Raw genomic sequence first — 19,309 nt, 5'->3', positions numbered from 1 at the left:
CTTTGTCGGCGGGCGGCCGATGGCGGTGCGAAGTTCGTCACAGTCATTCCGGGGAATGAAAGTTTTTCGCTCGAAAGTCGCGAACCGAAGTGTCCCGGAGATGCACTGCGGATAATCGACAGAAACTGCAAAGATCTGTTTCGCATTTATGCTCTTCTCATTCCGGCAAACAGCCTTGAAACTTCCGGACACTTTCCGGGGCGGTTACGGCAGCCCGATCCGGTTATTTCATTGGTCCATATGAAACTTCCGGCGAATCGATCCGGATTTTCGAACGGAGGCGACTAGAACAACTTGATCGCGTAATTGATGATGATGCGGTTCTCGTCGATGTCGTTGGCGTAGTTGGAACGGGCGATCGCGTTGCGCCAGCGGATGTTGACGTTCTTCAGGGGGCCGCTCTGGATGGTGTAGGCCAGGTCGAGGTCGCGTTCCCACTCCTCGCCCTCGAAGCCGCGCGATCCGGTGTCGACGTTGTCGCCCTCGACGTAGCGCAGGGTGCTGGTCAGGCCGGGCAGGCCGACGCTGGCGAAATCGAAATCGTAGCGGACCTGCCAGGAACGCTCGTCCGGCGCGGAGAACTGGTAGGTCGGCAGTTCGTTGCCGAGCGGCGAGAGAGTGTTGCCGATGCGCAGGAAGCCGTCGTCGCCGTAGACGCCCTGGTAGCCGACGAAGAAGGTGTGGCCCTTGTACTTGGCCGAGAACAGCCCGTACAGCAACTGGTTGTCCAGGCTGCCGGCCAGGGTGTCGCCGTCGTCCTGGGCGGTGTAGTAGCCGATGTCGGCGGCCAGGGTCCAGGCGCCGACCGGCAGGGCGTGCTTGATGCCGTAGAAGCGCTGCTGGTAGATGTCTTCCAGTTGGCCCTGCCAGAAGCTCAGGGTGGTGCGATTGGCGTTGAAGCTGTAGTCGCCGCCGATGTAGTTGTAGTGGTCGCCGGTGACGTTGGCCAGGCGCCGGGGGTTGATCGGGTCGTTGATGATCCAGGCGTACATCTCGCCGTCGTCGGTCGAGTTGACCGTCTTCGCCGAGTTCAGCCGGCCGGCCTGCAGGGTCAGGCCGGGAATCTCCCGGGAGGTCAGGGTGGTGCCCTGGTAGGTCTGCGGCAGCAGGCGGTTGTCGGTATGCGCCAGGATCGGCAGGTTCGGCGTCTGCTCGCCGAACTTCAGCTCGGTGTCGGAGAAGCGCACCTTCAGCGTCAGCCCCAGGCGGGCGTACTCGTCGGCGGCCTCGCCGTCGCTGTGCACCGGCAGCAGTGCGGTGTTGGTCCGCTCGCGACTGCTGTCGAGCTTGATGCCGAGCAGGCCGAGGGCGTCGATGCCGAAGCCGATCGGTCCCTGGGTATAACCGGACTTGAAGTTGAGGATGAAACCCTGCGCCCACTCTTCCGACTTGGATTGTTTGCTGCTGCCCTGGAGATCGGAGAAGTCGCGCATGAAATAATAATTGCGCAGTTGCAGGGTGGCGGTGGAATCTTCGATGAATCCACTTTCGGCCATTGCCGCAGGCAGGCTTCCGAACGTCGCGACCGTCATGGCGACTCGCAGTTCTCGCTTCATGATGCTTCTCTTGTTGTTATTGTGAAAAGGTATTACGGCACTTTTCCGGCAAGTATCCGTGACAACTTTTATGGGAAACCCGGTAACTTCGTTTTTCTTTTTTATCGACCGCGATCTTCATTCCCGGCCGCACGAAGTTCGCGAACGCGGCGGGCGGCCGGCAGGGAGGCTGGCATGGTCGCCGGCCACCCTTCCCTGCCCCACGCTTCCCGTCAGGCCAGCGCCTCGCCCGGCGCGACGCCGGCCGCCGGCTGGCGCAGGCAGAACAGGGCCATGGCGATGGCCGCGAGCAGTCCGGGGATGGCGAAGGCGATGAAGTTCATCTGCAGCGGCAGGCTCATGCCGACCAGCGCGCCGCCGAGCAGCGGGCCGACGATGGCGCCGTTGCGGCCGATCCCCGAGGCCCAGCCGAGGCCGGTGGAACGGATGGCCATGGAGTAGAACTGCGCGGCGCAGGCGTAGAGCAGGATCTGCGAACCTATGGTGGTCGCCCCGGCCAGCGCGATCAGGGCGTAGAGCACCGGCGTCGGGCTCTTGAAGCCGAGCAGGCCGATCGACAGGGCGGCGACGGCGAAGAACGCCACCAGCACCTTGGGCAGGTTCATCCGATCACCCAGCCAGCCGCCGCCGATGGCGCCGAACACCGCGCCGAAATTCAGCACCAGCAGGAACGACAGGCTGGAACCCAGGCTGTAGCCGGCGCTGGCCATCATCTTCGGCAACCAGGAGCTGAGCGCGTAGACCATCAGCAGGCAGCAGAAGAACGCCACCCACAGCGACAGGGTGCGCAGCGCGCGGCCTTCGCGGAACAGTTGCAGCACCGGCGCGCCCTCGCCCTTGGCCTCGGCCATCTCCAGCCGGTCGTCGTCCGTCAGCGCCAGACCCGGATCGACGCGCCGGAGGATGGCGCGCGCCTGCTCGGTGCGGCCCTGGCGCAGCAGGTAGCCGACCGACTCTGGCAGGAACCAGAGGATCAGCGGCAACAGCAGCAGCGGCACGGCGGCGGCCTGGAACATCGCCTCCCAGCCGAAGCGCGGCAGCATATAGATGCCGAGGCCGGCGGAGAGCATGCCGCCCAGCGAATAGCCGCTGAACATGATGGCCACCAGGGTGCTGCGGATCTTCTTCGGCGCGTACTCGTTCATCAGCGCCACCACGTTGGGCATCAGCCCGCCGATGCCGAGGCCGGCGACGAAGCGGCAGACGCCGAACTCCAGGGGGTTGCGGACGAAGCCGTTGAGCACGGTGAAGCCGCTGAACAGCAGAAAGCAGATGGCGATGCCCTTCTTGCGGCCGATCCGGTCGGCCAGCGGACCGAAGAACAGCGCGCCGAACATCATGCCGAACAGCGCGTAGCTGCCCAGCGCGCCGGCCTCCAGCGGGCTCAGGCCCCAGGTTTTCATCAGCACCGGCAGGACCACCCCGTAGATGAACAGGTCATAGCCGTCGAAGATCAGCAGCAGTGCGCACCAGCACAGTACCCGCCAGTGGAAGCGGTTGAAGCGCGCCTCGTCGACGAGGCGATTGACATCGATGTTTCGCATGGCGTGGATCTCTGTTGTTGTTGTAATCGCAAAACCATGTGGGCGCTCCGCCCGATGGGGACCGCCCCGCGGCGGAACGCCGGCCTCAACCCAGGTCGCCGCCGCCTACCGGCAGGGTCGTACCGGTGATATAGGAGGCTTCGTCGGAAGCCAGGAAGAGGATCGCCCCGACCTGTTCGTCGATGGTTCCGTAGCGCTTCATCAGCGAGCTGTCGACGGTCTGGTCGACGATCCGCTGGTACCAGGTCCTCTCCTGCTCGCTCGGCTCGGCGGCATTGCGCGGAATGCGCCGCGGCGGCGCCTCGGTGCCGCCGGGCGCGGTGGCGTTGACGCGGATGCCGCGCTCGGCGGTCTCGAAGGCCAGGCAGGCGGTGAGCGCGTTGACGCCGCCCTTGGCTGCGCCGTAGGGCACCCGGTTGACCCCGCGGGTGGCGATCGAGGAGACGTTGACGATGGCCCCGTGGCCCTGTTCGAGCATCTGCGGCAGGGCCGCGCGGCAGCACCACAGGGTGGGGAACAGCGAACGGCGCACCTCGGCCTCGATCTGCGCTTCGTCGTAGTGCTCGAAGGGCTTGGCCCAGATGGTGCCGCCGACGTTGTTGATCAGGATGTCGAGACAGCCGAAGCGCTCGACCGTCGCCGTCATCACCCGCTGGCAGTCGGCGAAGCGCTCCAGGTCGGCGGTCAGGGTCAGTACCCGGTCGCTGCCCATCTCCCGCAGTTCATGGACCAGCTCGGAGCGGTCCACCGCGACCAGCCGGGCGCCTTCGCCGACCAGCCGCTCGGCGACGCGCCGACCGATGCCCTGGGCCGCGCCGGTGACCACCGCGACCCTGTCTTGAAAACGTTTTTCATGCATGGCGTTCTTATCCTTGGGGCCGCCCGTGCGGGCACGGGGCGGCGGCTCAGACGCTGGCGGCGAACTTCTCGTAGTGGAAATTGGCCGGCTGGATGCCCTGCTCGCGGAGGAACTTGTTGACCGCCTCGACCATCGGCGGCGGGCCGCACAGGTAGATATCCACCTCGCCGTCGTTCAGGTGGCGTGGCTCGATGTGCTGGGTGACGTAGCCCTTGTGCGGATAGCTGCTCTCCGGGCTGGCCACGCAGGCGGTGAAGGTGAAACCGGGAATGCGCGCGGCGAACTCCTGCAGGCGGTCCATTTCCACCAGATCGGCGTCGTGGGTGACGCCGTAGATCAGGTGCACGGGATGCGCGCTGCCCCCCTCGGCGATCTTCTCCAGCATGGCGGTGAAAGGCGCCAGGCCGGTGCCGCCGGCCAGCATCAGCAGCGGCCGGCGGATTTCGCGCAGGTAGAAGCTGCCCAGCGGCCCGGTCAGGGTCATCGGGTCGCCGGCCCTGGCCTGCTGGCTGAGGTAGCCGCTCATCAGGCCGCCCGGCACGTTGCGGATCAGGAAGCTGACCTCGCCATCGTGTGGCATCGAGCTGAAGGAATAGGCGCGGGTCTGGTCGCTGCCCGGCACCTCGAGATTGACGTACTGACCCGGCAGGAAGGACAGCCTGACCAGCGAGTCGCCCTTGATCGACAGGGAAATCACGCTGGGAGAAAGCGCGCGCACGTCGCTGATGACCGCCGCGTAGCTGGCCTGTTCGGTCTTGCAGACTTCGGAGGAGGCCGGGATGCGCAGCACGCAGTCGCTTTCCGGACGCATCTGGCAGGTCAGCACCAGGCCCGCGGCCTTCTCTTCCTCGCTCAGTGCGTCCTCGATGTAGTTTTCGCCCAGGTCGTAACGACCGGACTCGGCAAGACACTTGCAGGCGCCACAGGCTCCGTCGCGGCAGTCCAGCGGAATATTGATGCCCTGGCGGTAGGAGGCGTCGGCGACGGTTTCGCCACTGTCCACCTCGATGAAACGGGTGACCCCGTCTTCGAAATTCAGCGCAACCTTGTATGACATATGGCACCCCGCTCTGATTCTTGGGTTGGCGCGACCACCGGGCAGCGGGCGGGACACGGGGTCCCGCCATGCGCGGCGCCGGCGGAGCGCGGTCCTCGGGCTCGGCTCAGACGTGGTAGACGTCGAGGACGTGACGCACGTAGTCGTTCTTCAGCACGACCTTCTTCTCCTTGATCAGCGGGTTCGCGCCGCGGATGTCCAGGGTGTAGAAGCTGGTGCCGTAGAACTGGTCGACGATCTTGTAGCGGAAGCTCAGGGTGTGCCAGTTGAAGCGCAGGCGGCACAGCTCGTCGGTCTTTTCGAGGATTTCCAGGTTGGCGATGTTGTGCGAGGTGCGGGTATCCGGAATGGTCGCGCTGGAACGCTCGGTACGGATGCGGAATACCCGGTCCTCCAGGCCGCTGCGGCTGCCATACCAGATCAGCGAGATCTGGCTCTGCGGGTCCTCGGTCAGTTCATCGCGGTCGTCCCAGGTCGGCATCCAGAAGGTGCAGTCGGGCGCGTACTGCTCCAGCCAGCCGTCCCAGTCCTTCTCGTCCAGGTAGCGGGCTTCGCGGTAGAGGAAGTCGCGTACGGCTTCGTAAGTTGCGCTCATGATCAGTTGCCCTCCACCGGAATCGACTTGTCCTGCTCTTTCTTCAACGCCTCATTCATGCACTGCAACCAGTAGCGGTGCTGCACGACGTAGAGACCTTCGTCCTCCGGACGCGCGCCGCTCATCAGCGGTGACAGACCGATTTCCCTGGCGTCCTCGTCAGGCCCGTCGATCCAGTGCTCGGCCCCGCGCGACATGTCGTTCCAGACCATGGCGCGCCCCTGGAAGCCCTGCTGGCAGGCGCGGAACTCCTCGAGGTCGTCCGGAGTGGCCATGCCGGTCACGTTGAAGAAATCTTCATACTGGCGGATACGATGGGCGCGAGCCTCGGCGTTCTCGCCCTTGGGCGCGATGCAGTAGATGGTCACCTCGGTCTTGTCGACCGAGATCGGCCGGAGCACGCGCAACTGCGAACCGAACTGGTCCATCAGGTAGAGGTTGGGGTAGAGGCAGAGGTTGCGCGAATGGCCGATCATCCAGTCGGCGCGGGCCTGGCCGAATTCCTCGACCAGTTCGTCGCGGCGCTGATACAGCGGACGGTCTTCCGGGTTATCCCAGCGGGTCCAGAGCAGGATGTGGCCGTTCTCGAAGGCGTAGAAGCCACCGCCTTTCTTGCCCCAGCCGCCGGCGCTCATGGCGCGGATGCCGTCAGCGGCCTCCTTGAGCTTGCGCTGGTTCTGGGTCGCGGCATAGTTCCAGTGGGTGGCGGTCACGTGGTAACCGTCGGCGCCGTTCTCCGCCTGCACCTTCCAGTTGCCCTCGAACACATAGGTGGAGGCGCCACGCAGCACTTCCAGGCCCTCCGGCGACTGCTCGACCACCATGTCGATGACCTTCGCCGACTCGCCGAGGAACTCGCCCAGCGGCTTGACCTCGGCGCTCAGGCTGCCGAACAGGAAACCGCGGTAGGACTCGAAACGGGCGATCTTCTGCAGGTCGTGCGAGCCGTTGCAGTTGAAGCTGTCCGGGTAGCCGGCGTCCGACGGGTCCTTCACTTTCAGCAGCTTGCCGGAATTGTTGAAAGTCCAACCGTGGAAGGGACAGGTATAGGTGGCCTTGTTGCCGCTCTTGTAGCGGCACAGCGCCGCGCCGCGATGGCTGCAGGCGTTGATGAAGGCGTTCAGCTCGCCGTCCTTGTTGCGGGCGATGACGATCGGCTGGCGGCCGATGTAGGTGGTGTAGTAGTCGTTCTTTTCGGGAATCTGGCTTTCGTGGGCCAGGTAGATCCAGTTCCCCTCGAAGATGTGCTTCATCTCCAGCTCGAAGAGTTCCGGGTCGATGAACATGTCCCGCTTGCAGCGATAGAGGCCCTTTTCGCGATCCTCTTCCAGCAAGCCGTTGATCCCGTCGATACCAAGAGTCATTGCCGTCGGCTCCGTTGTTTTTGTGTCAGAGCCTCATGCTAAGAGTCGACGGGAAGGGGCAATATCCGTTTCCTGCAGGACCTTTATCCACTCCTTGCAAGGCGACGGACGAACGTCCGGCGAAAACGAACGCGCCGCCCCGGCTGCGGACCGGGGCGGCGCGGATGACGGCGGGGAAGGCTCAGCAGGCGCGGCGCTTCAGGGTGTCCGAAGGCAGCTCGCCGAAGGCGTTGCGGTAGGATTCGGAGAAGCGCCCGAGGTGCAGGAAGCCGTAGTCGAGCGCCACTTCGGTGATGTTGCGCACCGGCACAGAGGGATCGCGCAGGCTGGCGTTGATCCGTTCGAGCTTCTTCTGCCGCACGTAGTGCCTGGGCGTGGTCCTGGCGTGCTTCTCGAACAGCGCGTACAGCGAGCGCGGGCTGATGTTCGCCAGCCCGGCCAGTTGTTCGAGGGTGATGTCCTGCTTGAGGTTCTCCTCGATGAAGTGGGCGATCCGCTCGAAGATCGCCGAGGCGCCGCCCGGCTGTTCGCGGCGGACGTTGTTCTGCAGGCAGAGCAGCTTGTTGGCGATGATCCGCCCGTAGTGCTCCTGCAGGCGCGGCGGCGCGACGCCGGATTCGGCCTCCTCGCAGACCAGGCCGAGCAGGTTGAGCAGGCCGCCGATCTCTTGGAGGCCGTGCCGGTTGGCGGTGAAGCGGATACCCTCGCCGGGCCGCTGCCAGTGGTTCTCGGCGCAGGCCGCCTCCAGCAGCGACTCGGGCATCTTGACGATGAACTTCTCGCAGTCCTGGGAATAGGTCAGGTCCACCGGGTCGTCCGGATTGATCAGCAGCAGTTCGCCCGGCACGAAGTGGTGCTCCTGCCCTCGCGCGCCGCGCCACAGGCAATGGCCCTTGAGCAGGATCTGCAGGTGATAGATGGTTTCCAGGGCTTCGGAGGTCACCCGGACGGTGCCGCCGTAGCTGATCCGGCAAAGGTCGAGATCGCCGAACTTGCGATGGCTCAGGTCGGCGCTGGGGTGGCTGGTCCGCGACAGGCGGATGGAATGGGAACCGACATGCCGGTTCACATAGCCGGAAACGTCGTGGGGATCGGCCCCTTTGAAGACCACGCTCTTTTCTTTCAGCAGGGAAAACTCCATCACTCAAGGCCTCTCGGTATTGTTTTTCTTATGAAACCCGAGCGGTGCTTCGCCGCTTCGGGCTCGTTCTTCATGACGCGCCCCGTCCCTGGCGGGGGATTCTACCGATCGCCCTCCGGATGCCGGCACACCACCTAAGTTGAAGATAAACAGCCATGACAATGCCGTCCAATCGAATACAATCACCGAACGATACCTGAACGGCATCGCCATTCCCTCCCGTCCCGCATGGTGATCCCTTGGAAATCAGGCAGTTGAAGTATTTCGTGGCGGTGGCCGAGGAACTGAACTTCAATCGCGCCGCCGAACGGCTCTACATCACCCAGCCCGCCCTGAGCCGCCAGATCCAGCAACTGGAGGAGGCCATTCCCGCCGTGCTGCTGGAGCGCAACTCCAAGCGTGTCGCGCTGACCGATGCCGGTCAGGCCTTCTACCATCAGGCGCTGAACATCCTCGCCCAGTTGCAGCGCGCGGCCGACGAGTCGCGCCTGCTGGCCGAGGGCAAGAAGGGCAGCCTGGTGATCGGCATCTTCGGCTCGTCGATCCTCGACTTCATCCCGCGGGTGCTGCTGGAGTTCGGCCGCACCCATCCGGCCGTGGAGATCTCCCTGCATCCGATGGACAAGGACGCGCAGATCCAGGCGCTGCGCGAGCGCCGCCTGACCATCGGCTTCAACCGCCTGGTGCCGGGCGAGCCGGACATCGAGCAGGAACTGGTGCGCCGGGAGGCGCTGATGCTGGCGCTGCCGGCCAAGCATCCGCTGGCGGCGCGCGACGCCATCGAGCTGGGCGAGGTGTTGCAGGAGCCCTTCATCCTCTATCCGCGCGGCGTGCGGCGCGGCCTGACCACCCATGTGCGGCGGCTGTTCGCCGACTACGATGCGCTGCCCAGGGTGGCCCAGGAAGTCACCGACGTGACCACCAGCATCGCCCTGGTGGCCGGCGGCCTGGGGCTCTGCGTGGTACCCCGCTCCGCCGTCAACCTGCGCCTGCCGGGCGTCGAGTATCGCGCCCTGCGCTGCCGCGGCAAGGCCGAGATCGAGCTGGCCTGCCTGTACCGCAAGGGCGACGGCTCGCCCCTCCTGCGCGCCTTCCTGGCCACGGTCCGCCAGCTCGCCAGCCTCGAGGCGGCGCCCGCGGCCGACGACCGGCAGACGTCCTGAGGACGGCGCCGGGCCGGGCGCGGAAGGCTCAGGCGCTCGGCTCCTCCTGCCGGCGCGCCGGCACGGCCGCGCGTGCCTCCGGCCGCGGTCCGGGCGCGTCCTTTTCAGCGTGCAGCCAGCGGTACAGCGCCGGCAGCACCACCAGGGTCAACAGGGTCGAGGAAAGGATTCCGCCGATGACCACGGTCGCCAGCGGCCGCTGCACCTCGGAGCCGGCGCCGACGTTGAAGGCCATCGGCAAAAAGCCCAGCGAGGCGACCAGGGCGGTCATCAGCACCGGGCGCAGGCGGCCGAGGGCGCCCTCGACGATCGCCGTTTCCAGCCCGGCGCCGCGCTCGTGCAGGCGGCTCACCGAGGCGATCATCACCAGCCCGTTGAGCACCGCCACCCCGGACAGGGCGATGAAGCCGACCCCGGCGGAGATCGACAGCGGAATGCCGCGCAACGCCAGGGCGATCACTCCGCCGGTCAGCGCCAGCGGCACGCCGCTGAACACGATGAGCGCATCGCGCACCGAATTGAAGGCCCAGAACAGCAGGGCGAAGATCAGCGCCAGGGTCGCCGGCACCACGATCGCCAGGCGCTGGCTGGCCGAGATCATCTGCTCGAAGGTGCCGCCGTAGTCGATCCAGTAGCCGGGCGGCACCTCGACCTCGGCGGCCACCCGCCGGCGCAGTTCGGCGACGAAGCCGCCGAGGTCGCGCCCGCGCACGTTGGCGGTCACCACCACCCGGCGCTTGCCGTTCTCGCGGTTGATCTGGTTGGGCCCCTGCTGGATCTCCAGCCTCGCCACCTCGCGCAGCGGCACGGTCTGCGGCGCGCCGGCCAGCCAGGCGGCGGCGCGGCTGGACTCGTCGGCGTTGCGGTCGTCGCCGAGCGGGATCGGCAGGTCGGCCAGCGCCGCCGGGTCCTGGCGCAGGCGCTCGGGCAGGCGCACCACGATGTCGAAGCGCCGGTCGCCCTCGAACAACTGGCTGGCGACCTCGCCGCCGACCGCCGTGGCCAGGGTGTCCTGCACCGCGCCGGGATTGAGACCGTAGCGCGCCAGCGCCTGGCGGTCGGGGGTGACGCTGAGCAGCGGCAGCCCGGTGGCCTGCTCCAGCTTGACGTCGGCCGCGCCCGGCACTGCCCTGGCGGCGCGTTCGATCTGCCGGCCGACCGCCACCAGTTGCTCCAGGTCGTCGCCGTAGAGCTTGATCGCCACGTCGGCGCGCACCCCCGAGATCAGCTCGTTCATGCGCATCTGGATCGGTTGGGTGAACTCGTAGTTGTTGCCCGGCAGGCGCTTGACCGCCGCCTCGATCTCGGCGATCAGTTCGGCCTTGGGCTTGCGTGGATCGGGCCACTGTTCGCGCGGCTTGAGGATCAGGAAGGTATCGGCCACCGAGGGCGGCATCGGGTCGGTGGCCACCTCGGCGGTGCCGAGCTTGCCGAACACCCGCTCGACCTCGGGGAACTGCTTGATGCGCGTCTCCAGGGTCGCCTGCATGCGGATCGCCTGGTCCAGGCTGGTGCCGGGAATGCGCAGCGCGTGCAGGGCGATGTCGCCCTCGTCGAGGCTCGGCACGAACTCGCTGCCCAGCCGGCCGGCGAGCGCCGCGCAGGCGGCGACCAGCGCCAGCGCCATGGCGATCAGCCAGCCGCGCCGGCGCAGCGACCAGCCCAGCAGCGGCGCGTAGCCGCGCCGCGCCCAGCGCATCAGGCGGGTGTCGTGCTCGGCCACGCGGCCGCGCAAGAACAGCGCGATGGCCGCCGGCACGAAGGTCAGCGACAGCAGCATGGCGCCGCTCAGGGCCAGCACCACGGTGATCGCCATCGGCTGGAACATCCGTCCCTCGACCCCGGTGAGCGTGAGGATCGGCAGGTAGACGGCGGTGATGATGCCCAGGCCGAACAGGCTCGGGCGGATCACCTCGGCGCTGGCCGAGGCCGCGGCATCCAGCCGCTCGCCGTCGCTCATCGGCCGGCCCAGCGCCTGCTGCAGCATTCCGAAGCGGCGCAGACAGTTCTCGATGATGATCACCGCGCCGTCGACGATCAGGCCGAAGTCCAGCGCGCCCAGGCTCATCAGGTTGCCCGATACCCCGCCGCGCAGCATGCCGGTGACGGTGAGCAGCATGGACAGCGGGATCACCAGGGCGGTGATCAGCGCCGCGCGGAAGTTGCCGAGCAGCAGGAACAGCACCACGATCACCAGCAGCGCGCCCTCGGCCAGGTTCCTGGCCACCGTCTCGATGGTGCGCTCGACCAGCCGGGTGCGGTCGTAGACCGGGTTGGCGCTGACCCCGGGCGGCAGGCTCAGGCTGGCCTGGGCCAGCCTCTCCGCCGAGGCCTGGGCGACCTCGCGGCTGTTGGCGCCGATCAGCATGAACACCGTGCCCAGCACCACCTCGCGGCCATTCTGGGTGGCCGCGCCGTTGCGCAGCTCCGGCCCCTCGCCCACCTCGGCCACGTCACGCACGCGGATCGGCACGCCTTCGCGGCGATCCAGCACGATGTCGCGCAGGGCATCGAGGTCGGCGATCTGTCCGGGCGCGCGGACCAGGAACTGCTGGCCGTTACGCTCGATGTAGCCGGCGCCGAGATTGCGGTTGTTCGCCGCCACCGCGCGGACCACGTCCTGCAGTGTGAAGCCCAGGGCGACCAGCCTGGCCGGGTCGGGGGTGATGTGGATCTGCCGGGCGAAGCCGCCGATGGTGTTGACCTCGGTGACGCCGGGGGTGTTGCGCAGTTGCGGGCGCACCACCCAATCCTGCAGGGTGCGCAGGTCGGTGGCGCTCCAGGGCGTGCCATCGGGCTTGCGCGCACCGGGGTCGGCATCGAGCGTGTACATGAAGATCTCGCCCATGCCGCTGGCGATCGGCCCCATGGCCGGCTCGAGGCCGGCCGGCAGTTGCGCGCGCACCTGCTGCAGGCGCTCGCCGACCTGCTGGCGGGCGAAGTACAGGTCGGTGCCGTCCTTGAACACCACGGTGACCTGCGACAGGCCGTAGCGCGAGATCGAGCGCGTGTAGTCGAGGCCCGGCAGGCCGGCCAGCGCGGTCTCGATGGGGAAGGTCACGCGCTGTTCGGCCTCCAGCGGCGAGTAGCCCGGAGCCTCGGTGTTGATCTGCACCTGGACGTTGGTGATGTCCGGTGTGACGTCGATCGGCAGCCTGGTGAAGCTCCAGCCGCCCAGGCCCGCCAGGGCCAGGGTGAGGGCGAGCATCAGCCAGCGCTGGACGATGGCGAAACGGATGATGTTCTCGAGCATCGCGGCATCCTCAATGGTCGTGGGAAGCGCCGGACTTCTCGATGTCCGCCTTCACCAGATAACTCTGCTCGACCACCACCTGGTCGCCCGGCTCGATTCCCGAGAGCACCTCGATCCGCTCGGCGTCGCGCTTGCCCAGCTCGACCGGGCGCACCTCGTAGGTGTCGCCGACGCGGACGAACACCACCTGCCAGTCGCGGAAGCTCTGCAGCGCCGCCAGCGGCACGACCAGCGCGGCCGGCTGGCGGGCGACGACGATGCGCGCCTTGACCGCCGAGCCGGGACGCCAGAAGCCGTCGGCGTTGGCCAGGCTGGCGCGCGCCACGGTGCTCTGGCTGGCGGTCGCGGTGCCGGGCAGCACGCGCTCGAGGACGCTGCGCGCGCTGGCGCCGTCGCTCAGGCGGGTCACCTCGACGGGCAGGCCGGGGCGGATGTACTGGGCATCGGCGCCGAACAGGTGCAGATCGACCCACAAGGTCGACAGGTCGGCGATCTCGAACAGGGGCGCGCCCTCGCCGGCCAGGGCGCCGAGGCTGGCATTGCGCACCAGCACCACGCCGGAGATCGGCGCGCTCACCGCATACTCGGTCAGGCTCAGGTTGCTCTCCACGCTGGCCAGGGTCTGTCCGGCGCGGACCCGGTCGCCGACATCCACCGCGAGGCGGCGGATCGGTCCGGGAAAGCGCGCCATGACCTTGGCGATCCTGCCCTCGACCGGGGTCAGCAGCCCCTGCACCTCGTGGGCGTCGGCGATCTCGCCGGGACCGGCCGGCGCCACGCGGATGCCGGCTTCCTCGGCGACGGCCCGCTCGATCTCGGTGCGCCCCTCGTAGCTCGGGTAGCTCCAGCGCAGCGCCTGGCCTTCGATGCTGGCGAGTACCTCGACGTCGAAGGAGTGCGGCTCGCCGACCACGCTGGAAGCCATCAGGCTGCCATCGGCCCGGGCTTCCAGCCGGTGATTCTCGGGACGCCCGCCGAGGCGTTCGAGACGCACCTCGACGCTGCCGGCCGAGGCCGGCAGCAACCGGCCATCGCGGTACAGCCAGGCCTGGTACTTCGGCGGCGTGCCTTTTTCGGCGATGGCCAGCTCGACGGCCAGCGCGCCCTCTTCGAGCAGGCGGCCGCCGTGTTCGCCCTTGGGCGGCTCGTCATGCTCTTCGTGTTCGCCGGCATGTTCGTGCTGGGCGGACTCGCCCGCCGGCTGGCCGTCGCAGCCGGCCAGCGCCAGGATCAGGGCCAGCGGCAGGCCGGCCAGGAAGGATGTTTTCACGGGGTGTTTCCTTTGTCGGTGGGCTGGCCGGCGATCAGGGGCTGGCCGGTGAGCCGCTGGATTTCGATGAGGGTGCGCTGGGCGTCGAGCGCGGCGTCGAGCTGCTGGCGGCGGGCGGCGGTCCGCTCGGATTGCAGTTGGGCCCACTCCAGGTAACTGATGGCGCCGGCGCGATAGGCTCGCTCGGCGGCGCCCTCGGCGCGCGACAGCAGAGGGATCACCTCGTCCCCCAGGCGGCGCACTTCGAGTTGCGCGGCGCGATAGCGGCCGTGGGCCTCGGCCAGGGTGGAGTGCAGCGACAGCTCGCGCGCCTCGCGCTCGATCTCCAGCGCGCCCAGCTCAGCCTCGGCGGCGCGGATTTCCGGCGCGGCGCGGCGCGTCTCCCCCAGCGGCAGCGACAGGGTGCCGACCATGCCGAAATCGTCGCTCGCCTCGAGGCGGCGCACGCCGGCCTGCCAGCTCAGATCCGCCGTCGCCTGGCTGCGCGCCAGTTGCAGGCGCGCCTCGCGGATGCGCCGCTCGCCGACGAACTGGGTCAGTTCCGGGCTGTCTTCGAGCAGTGCGCCCAGGGCGGCGAAGTCGGCGATCTCCGGCAAGGCCGCGGGGTCGCCGGCGGCGATTTCGAAACGCGGATCGCGCTCGCCCCAGAGCGCCGCCAGATACTGGCGCGCGGCCTCGAAACGCTGCCGCGCGCGGGCCTTCTCCAGCTCGGCGCGGGCCAGCGCCGCCTCGGCGCTGAACACCACCGACTCCGGCGAGGCGCCGGCCTGCAGGCGCCGGCGCGCCCCGGCCAGGGTACGCTGGCGCTGGGCGATGTCCTGCTCGGCGATCTCGCCCTGGCGGCAGGCGGCGACCATGGCCAGATAGCGCCGGGCCACTTCGGCCAGCAGATCCAGGCGCCGCGCTTCGCGCTCGACCGCCAGGGCGTCGATGCGGCTGCGGGCCAGGGTCTGGCGCGCATCGAGCTTGCCGCCGCGCTCCAGCACCGAGGCCAGCGTGAGGGTCAGCTCGGCGCCCTGCAGGCCGCGCGCCTCGCCGCTGCCGAAGGCGTTTTCCAGGGTGGCGCCGGCGACCAGCGCCGGGCGCAGGGCGGCCCGCTCGCGCTCGGCGGCGAGCAGCGCGCCACGGCTGTCGAACAGACGCAACTCGGGATGGTTGGTGGCGACGCGGGCGAAGGCGTCGTCCAGGGAAAGACGCTCGGCGCCGAGCGCGGGCCAGGCCGCGGCGGACACCGCGACCCAGACGGCGAGCGTCGCGAATCGTGAACGCATGTGAAGACTCCGATCGAATCAGGGTAAGGGAACCCCGGCCATGGGCCGGCGGAGGCTTACGCGGCGATCGGCGGTCGGAAGGGAGCGTTGAGGGGCGATGCGGGCAGCAGCGGCGTTTCGTCCCGGCCCCGGGCGGCCCCCGCCGGAACCACGGTCAGGCGCGGGAAGGCGGCCAAAGCCAACTGTGCGACATGCCCGGCGCAATGGGCGGAATGGAGCAGCGCATGGAAGGCGTCGCCGTTCTCTCCATCCGCCCGGGCGTGGGCACCCGGATCGCCGTCCTGAGCGGAGACGAGCCCGAGATCGGCATGCGCGCCGAACGGCGCATGGGAAAGATCGTGGAGTTCGCCGAGCGAGGTCAATACCGGCATCAGCGACATGGCCAGCAGCAGCGCCAGTGCGGCGAGGCACGGCACGAACACGGGACGATGGCGGGAAGAACCGGACATGGCGGCGAGGACCTGGGCAATCCGCTGGCGGCGAGCGCGCCCACCCTACACGCGCCAGCGGTACGGCGCAACCGGGGCGCGCCCCTCCCGACGGTCCGGGCGGACAAGCCTGCCCCGGCATGCTATGGTCGCCGCTCGATCGTAGCTTTCCGAGATGTACCGATGCTCCGCACCCCGGCCCACGGCCAGATCCTCCGCCAGTTGATCGCCGGCAGCGCACTGGTCCTGCTGACCGCCTGCGTCGACACTCCCACGGCCGACTCCGCCCCGGCGGTCGTCGCGCCGCCTCCGGCCACCCCCGGCACAGCCACGGCGCCGACGGTCGCCGCCCCTCCCGCTCTCCCGGCCGCGACGCCCGTCGCCGCGAGCTTCGAGGACTGGCGCGACGGCTTCCGCAACGAGGCATTGGCCAACGGCATCCAGCCGCAGCTCTTCGACCAGGCGTTCGCCGGCGTCGCCCCCGATCCCACGGTGATCTCCGCGGACCGCAGCCAGCCGGAATTCACCCGGCCGGTCTGGACCTACCTGGAAGGCGCCCTGGCCGAGAAGCGGGTGCGCAGCGGCAAGACCCTGCTGAGCCAGCACACCGCGCTGCTGGAGCGGATCGAGGCGCGCTATGGCGTCGACCGCCAGGCACTGGTGGCGGTCTGGGGCATGGAAAGCAACTTCGGCCAGGTGATGGGCAGCAAGTCGGTGATCCGCTCGCTGGCCACCCTGGCCTTCGAGGGGCGCCGCCCGCAGTTCGCCCACGACCAGTTGCTGGCCGCCCTGTCGATCCTGCAGAACGGCGACGTGCGGCCGGAACGGATGATCGGTTCCTGGGCCGGCGCCATGGGCCAGACCCAGTTCATCCCGACCACCTACCTCAGCCATGCGGTCGACTTCGACGGCGACGGACGCCGCGACATCTGGGACTCGACCGCCGACGCCCTGGCCTCCACCGCCCACTACCTGCAGGCCTCCGGCTGGCGCCGGGGCCAGCCCTGGGGGTTCGAGGTGCGGCTGCCGCAGGGCTTCGACTATGCCCTGGCCGACATGACCACCCGCAAGTCGCTGCACGAATGGCGCCAGTCGGGCGTGGCCCTGCCCACCACCGCCGTCCAGGACGGCGAGCAGGCCAGCCTGCTGCTGCCCGCCGGGCATCGCGGCCCGGCCTTCCTGGTGCTGGACAACTTCCGCAGCGTGCTCAAGTACAACAACTCCACCTCCTACGCGCTGGCCATCGGGCTGCTCGGCGAACGCTTCCAGAACCGCGGGCAGATCGTCGCCGCCTGGCCGCTGGGCGACACGCCGCTGAGCCGCAGCGAACGCATCGAGCTGCAGAACCTGCTGGCCAGCAACGGCTTCGACCCCGGCAGCGCCGACGGCATCATCGGCGCCAATACCCGCAAGGCGGTGCGCAGCCTCCAGCAGCGCCTCGGCTGGCCGGCCGACGGCTATCCGACCAGCGAACTGCTCAAGGCCCTGCGCCAGCAGTGAAGCGCCGGCCCGGGTAGTCCTTCTCCCCGGTAGAGCGGCTCCACAGGGCGCAACACGCTCCTTGTCCGGGCCGCTTTGGCGAGGCAGGCCCGGCACAAGACGGCCACTCGGTCGGCGCGGGACAGCTTCGGCCACGCCCATGCCCGCGCCCCCGCCAGGACAGGCCGGCCAGGCGATGAGCGGTCGCCCGGAACCCGAAAGACAGCCCCGTCAAGGGCTTCGGCCGCTTGTCGGCAAGAGGTGGGAGCTTGGGGCCGTGCACATCGCGAATGAATTCGCTCCCGTCAGAGCGCTATCGCCTCATTCCCCTGGGCGAAACCTTGAAAAAGCCGGCTCTGGAAGGCTCCTGCCCCACCAGCGCTCAGCCATCGCGGTGACGGCCGGGCAGGACGCTGCCGAGCACCTGCTTGGCAGTCTGGGCGATGATGCCGGCCTGGTTCGGGTCGCCCCACAGCAAGGTGCCGGCGAATTTCCCGGCTTGCTCGAGCGTGATGTGCGGCGGCAGCGGCGGCACGTCGGGGTCGGTCTTGAACTCGATCAGCACCGGCCGGTCGGCGGCCAGGGCTTCCTCCCAGGCGGCGGCGACGAGATCCTCGCGGTCGACGTAAATGCCCCTGAGGCCGATGGATTCGGCGAAACGGTGATAGGGCACGTCGGGAATGTCCTGCGAAGCCTCGAATTTCGGGTCGCCCGCCATGACCCGCTGCTCCCAGCTGACCTGGTTGAGGTCCTCGTTGTTGAATACGCAGCAGATCCAGCGCGGGTCCCGCCATTCCCGCCAATACTTGGCGACGGTGATCAGTTCGGCCATGTTGTTCATCTGCATGGCGCCGTCGCCGACCAGGGCCACCACCGCGCGCTCCGGATGGACGAACTTGGCGGCGATGGCATAGGGCACGGCGGCGCCCATGGAGGCCAGACCGCCGGACAGCGAGCACATCATGCCACGGCGGATTTTCAGGTCGCGGGCGAACCAGTTGGCGCAGGAGCCGGAGTCGCAGGTGACGACGGCCCGCTCGGGCAGGCGCGGCGACAGTTCGAAGACCACCCGCTGCGGGTTGATCGGCTTGGCCGAGGCCAGGGCGCGGCGCTCGAGCTTCTTCTCCCAGTCGCCGCGCCACTCCTCGATGTCGGCGCGCCAGCGGCGATCCTCCTTTTCCAGCAGCAGCGGCAGCAGGGCGCGCAGGGTTTCGGCGGCGTCGCCCTCCAGGTTGACCTCCATCGGGTAGCGCAGGCCGAGCATGTCGGCCTTGAGGTCGATCTGCACGCCACGCGCCTGGCCCTCCCTGGGCAGGAATTCGGAATAGGGAAAGCCGGAGCCGATCATCAGCAGCGTGTCGCATTCGCTCATCAGCTTGTAGCTCGGCTCGGTGCCGAGCAGGCCGATGGAGCCGGTGACCCAGGGCAGTTCGTCGGGCAGCGCCGCCTTGCCGAGCAGCGCCTTGGCCACGCCGGCGCCGAGCCTTTCGGCGACCTGGATGACCTCGTCGCTGGCCCCCAGGGCACCGGCGCCGACCAGGATGGCGACCTTGCTGCCGGCATTGAGCACTTCGGCGGCGCGCTGCAGGTCCTCGTCGTAGGGCAGCTTCCTGGGGCGGCTGTAGCCGATGCCGGAGTGCAGGGTACCGTGCGCGTGCGGCGGCTCGCTGTAGTCCATCTCCTGCAGGTCGTTGGGCAAAACAATGGCGGTCACCCGGCGCTCGCCCAGCGCGGTGCGGATCGCCCGGTCGACCAGATGGCGCACCTGCTCCGGCGCACTGGCCTGCTGGACGAAGGCTCCCGCCACGTCCTTGAGCATCGACACCAGGTCCACCTCCTGCTGATAGTGCCCGCCCATGGCGGTGCGCGCCTGCTGGCCGGCGATCGCCAGCACCGGCATGTGGTCCAGGCGGGCATCGTAGAGCCCCGTGATCAGGTGCGAGGCGCCGGGTCCCGAGGTGGCGATGCAGACGCCCAGGCCGCCGCCGAACTTGGCCTCCGCCGAAGCCATGAAGGCGGCCATTTCCTCGTGGCGGACCTGGATGAAGCGGATCTTCTCCCGGGCACGGCTCAGGGCGCCGAACACCCCGTTGATGCCGTCGCCAGGATAGCCGTAGATGCGTCGCACACCCCACTGGTACAGGCGCTCGACCAGAAAGTCACCGACTGTCGTTGCCATGGCAAACCTCGCTGGATGAGAGTCCGAAATCCGGACCGACCGGCACGGCGGACTCCCATCGGGCGCGAAAGCATGCGAGCGGAGTGCCGCGACCGGAGTCCGATATCCAGTGCCCCGGACCGTCCGCCACGCGGGCGCGGGCGGCACGCG

The 19,309-nt window shown here is 68.4% G+C and carries 14 protein-coding genes; 2 read left to right on the top strand and 12 right to left on the bottom strand.

Features of this window, described 5'->3' with window-relative positions; genetic code table 11:
- Window positions 1-284: 284 nt before the first annotated feature.
- The 7 genes from AVCA_RS03945 to AVCA_RS03915 form a co-directional block, all read right to left on the bottom strand.
- Window positions 285-1,556, bottom strand: a complete 1,272-nt coding sequence (locus AVCA_RS03945; protein ID WP_012699532.1) for an OprD family porin — start codon at window positions 1,554-1,556, stop codon at window positions 285-287.
- A gap of 212 nt (window positions 1,557-1,768) precedes the next feature.
- Window positions 1,769-3,100: an MFS transporter gene (locus AVCA_RS03940; RefSeq protein WP_012699531.1), complete on the bottom strand. Its 1,332-nt coding sequence runs from the start codon at window positions 3,098-3,100 to the stop codon at window positions 1,769-1,771.
- A gap of 85 nt (window positions 3,101-3,185) precedes the next feature.
- The gene (locus AVCA_RS03935; RefSeq protein WP_012699530.1) at window positions 3,186-3,959 is read right to left on the bottom strand and encodes a 1,6-dihydroxycyclohexa-2,4-diene-1-carboxylate dehydrogenase; all 774 of its coding nucleotides are present in this window, start codon (window positions 3,957-3,959) and stop codon (window positions 3,186-3,188) included.
- Between the two features lie 46 nt (window positions 3,960-4,005).
- Window positions 4,006-5,016, bottom strand: a complete 1,011-nt coding sequence (benC, locus tag AVCA_RS03930; protein WP_012699529.1) for a benzoate 1,2-dioxygenase electron transfer component BenC — start codon at window positions 5,014-5,016, stop codon at window positions 4,006-4,008.
- A 106-nt stretch (window positions 5,017-5,122) separates the two neighbouring features.
- A complete protein-coding gene (gene benB / locus AVCA_RS03925) occupies window positions 5,123-5,611 on the bottom strand; it encodes a benzoate 1,2-dioxygenase small subunit (protein WP_012699528.1) in 489 nt (162 codons plus the stop codon).
- Between the two features lie 2 nt (window positions 5,612-5,613).
- Window positions 5,614-6,975, bottom strand: coding sequence for a benzoate 1,2-dioxygenase large subunit (benA, locus tag AVCA_RS03920; protein WP_012699527.1), 1,362 nt, complete (start codon window positions 6,973-6,975; stop codon window positions 5,614-5,616).
- A 181-nt stretch (window positions 6,976-7,156) separates the two neighbouring features.
- Window positions 7,157-8,116, bottom strand: a complete 960-nt coding sequence (locus tag AVCA_RS03915) for an AraC family transcriptional regulator (RefSeq protein WP_012699526.1) — start codon at window positions 8,114-8,116, stop codon at window positions 7,157-7,159.
- Window positions 8,117-8,355: 239 nt separating this feature from the next.
- On the opposite strand from AVCA_RS03915, the gene AVCA_RS03910 reads away from it, so the two are divergent.
- Window positions 8,356-9,279, top strand: coding sequence for a LysR family transcriptional regulator (locus AVCA_RS03910; RefSeq protein ID WP_012699525.1), 924 nt, complete (start codon window positions 8,356-8,358; stop codon window positions 9,277-9,279).
- Between the two features lie 28 nt (window positions 9,280-9,307).
- Here the strand turns inward: AVCA_RS03910 and AVCA_RS03905 are convergent, their stop codons facing one another.
- The 4 genes from AVCA_RS03905 to AVCA_RS03890 are packed head-to-tail and all read right to left on the bottom strand — an operon-like array spanning window position 9,308 to window position 15,522.
- A complete protein-coding gene (locus tag AVCA_RS03905) occupies window positions 9,308-12,532 on the bottom strand; it encodes an efflux RND transporter permease subunit (protein WP_012699524.1) in 3,225 nt (1,074 codons plus the stop codon).
- 10 nt (window positions 12,533-12,542) lie between these two features.
- Entirely contained in the window at window positions 12,543-13,802 is a 1,260-nt protein-coding gene (locus AVCA_RS03900) for an efflux RND transporter periplasmic adaptor subunit (RefSeq protein ID WP_012699523.1), read from the bottom strand.
- Window positions 13,799-15,073, bottom strand: a complete 1,275-nt coding sequence (locus tag AVCA_RS03895; RefSeq protein ID WP_012699522.1) for a TolC family protein — start codon at window positions 15,071-15,073, stop codon at window positions 13,799-13,801. The genes AVCA_RS03900 and AVCA_RS03895 overlap by 4 nt, the downstream gene beginning before the upstream one ends.
- Window positions 15,074-15,129: 56 nt before the next feature.
- Window positions 15,130-15,522: a hypothetical protein gene (locus tag AVCA_RS03890; protein ID WP_236616344.1), complete on the bottom strand. Its 393-nt coding sequence runs from the start codon at window positions 15,520-15,522 to the stop codon at window positions 15,130-15,132.
- Between the two features lie 162 nt (window positions 15,523-15,684).
- On the opposite strand from AVCA_RS03890, the gene AVCA_RS03885 reads away from it, so the two are divergent.
- Window positions 15,685-17,001, top strand: coding sequence for a lytic murein transglycosylase (locus AVCA_RS03885; protein ID WP_012699519.1), 1,317 nt, complete (start codon window positions 15,685-15,687; stop codon window positions 16,999-17,001).
- A 361-nt stretch (window positions 17,002-17,362) separates the two neighbouring features.
- On the opposite strand, the gene AVCA_RS03880 is transcribed toward AVCA_RS03885, so the two are convergent.
- Window positions 17,363-19,159 (bottom strand): thiamine pyrophosphate-requiring protein, encoded by a 1,797-nt coding sequence (locus tag AVCA_RS03880; RefSeq protein ID WP_012699518.1) that lies wholly within the window; start codon window positions 19,157-19,159, stop codon window positions 17,363-17,365.
- Window positions 19,160-19,309: the final 150 nt, after the last annotated feature.

Origin of the sequence: Azotobacter vinelandii CA (assembly GCF_000380335.1) — a bacterium.
Lineage (GTDB): Bacteria > Pseudomonadota > Gammaproteobacteria > Pseudomonadales > Pseudomonadaceae > Azotobacter > Azotobacter vinelandii.
The sequence above is the reverse complement of the archived record's forward strand: the minus strand, read 5'-3'. Positions and strand labels throughout refer to the sequence as shown.

What these genes read in the sequence shown, in the direction of transcription:
- AVCA_RS03915 (WP_012699526.1), bottom strand. Translation starts at nt 8,116, where the DNA reads ATGGAGTTTTCCCTGCTGAAAGAAAAGAGCGTGGTCTTCAAAGGGGCC.
- AVCA_RS03880 (WP_012699518.1), bottom strand. Translation starts at nt 19,159, where the DNA reads ATGGCAACGACAGTCGGTGACTTTCTGGTCGAGCGCCTGTACCAGTGG.
- AVCA_RS03935 (WP_012699530.1), bottom strand. Translation starts at nt 3,959, where the DNA reads ATGCATGAAAAACGTTTTCAAGACAGGGTCGCGGTGGTCACCGGCGCG.
- AVCA_RS03885 (WP_012699519.1), top strand. Translation starts at nt 15,685, where the DNA reads ATGCTCCGCACCCCGGCCCACGGCCAGATCCTCCGCCAGTTGATCGCC.
- benB (WP_012699528.1), bottom strand. Translation starts at nt 5,611, where the DNA reads ATGAGCGCAACTTACGAAGCCGTACGCGACTTCCTCTACCGCGAAGCC.
- AVCA_RS03895 (WP_012699522.1), bottom strand. Translation starts at nt 15,073, where the DNA reads ATGCGTTCACGATTCGCGACGCTCGCCGTCTGGGTCGCGGTGTCCGCC.
- AVCA_RS03890 (WP_236616344.1), bottom strand. Translation starts at nt 15,522, where the DNA reads ATGTCCGGTTCTTCCCGCCATCGTCCCGTGTTCGTGCCGTGCCTCGCC.
- AVCA_RS03940 (WP_012699531.1), bottom strand. Translation starts at nt 3,100, where the DNA reads ATGCGAAACATCGATGTCAATCGCCTCGTCGACGAGGCGCGCTTCAAC.
- AVCA_RS03905 (WP_012699524.1), bottom strand. Translation starts at nt 12,532, where the DNA reads ATGCTCGAGAACATCATCCGTTTCGCCATCGTCCAGCGCTGGCTGATG.
- AVCA_RS03945 (WP_012699532.1), bottom strand. Translation starts at nt 1,556, where the DNA reads ATGAAGCGAGAACTGCGAGTCGCCATGACGGTCGCGACGTTCGGAAGC.
- benA (WP_012699527.1), bottom strand. Translation starts at nt 6,975, where the DNA reads ATGACTCTTGGTATCGACGGGATCAACGGCTTGCTGGAAGAGGATCGC.
- benC (WP_012699529.1), bottom strand. Translation starts at nt 5,016, where the DNA reads ATGTCATACAAGGTTGCGCTGAATTTCGAAGACGGGGTCACCCGTTTC.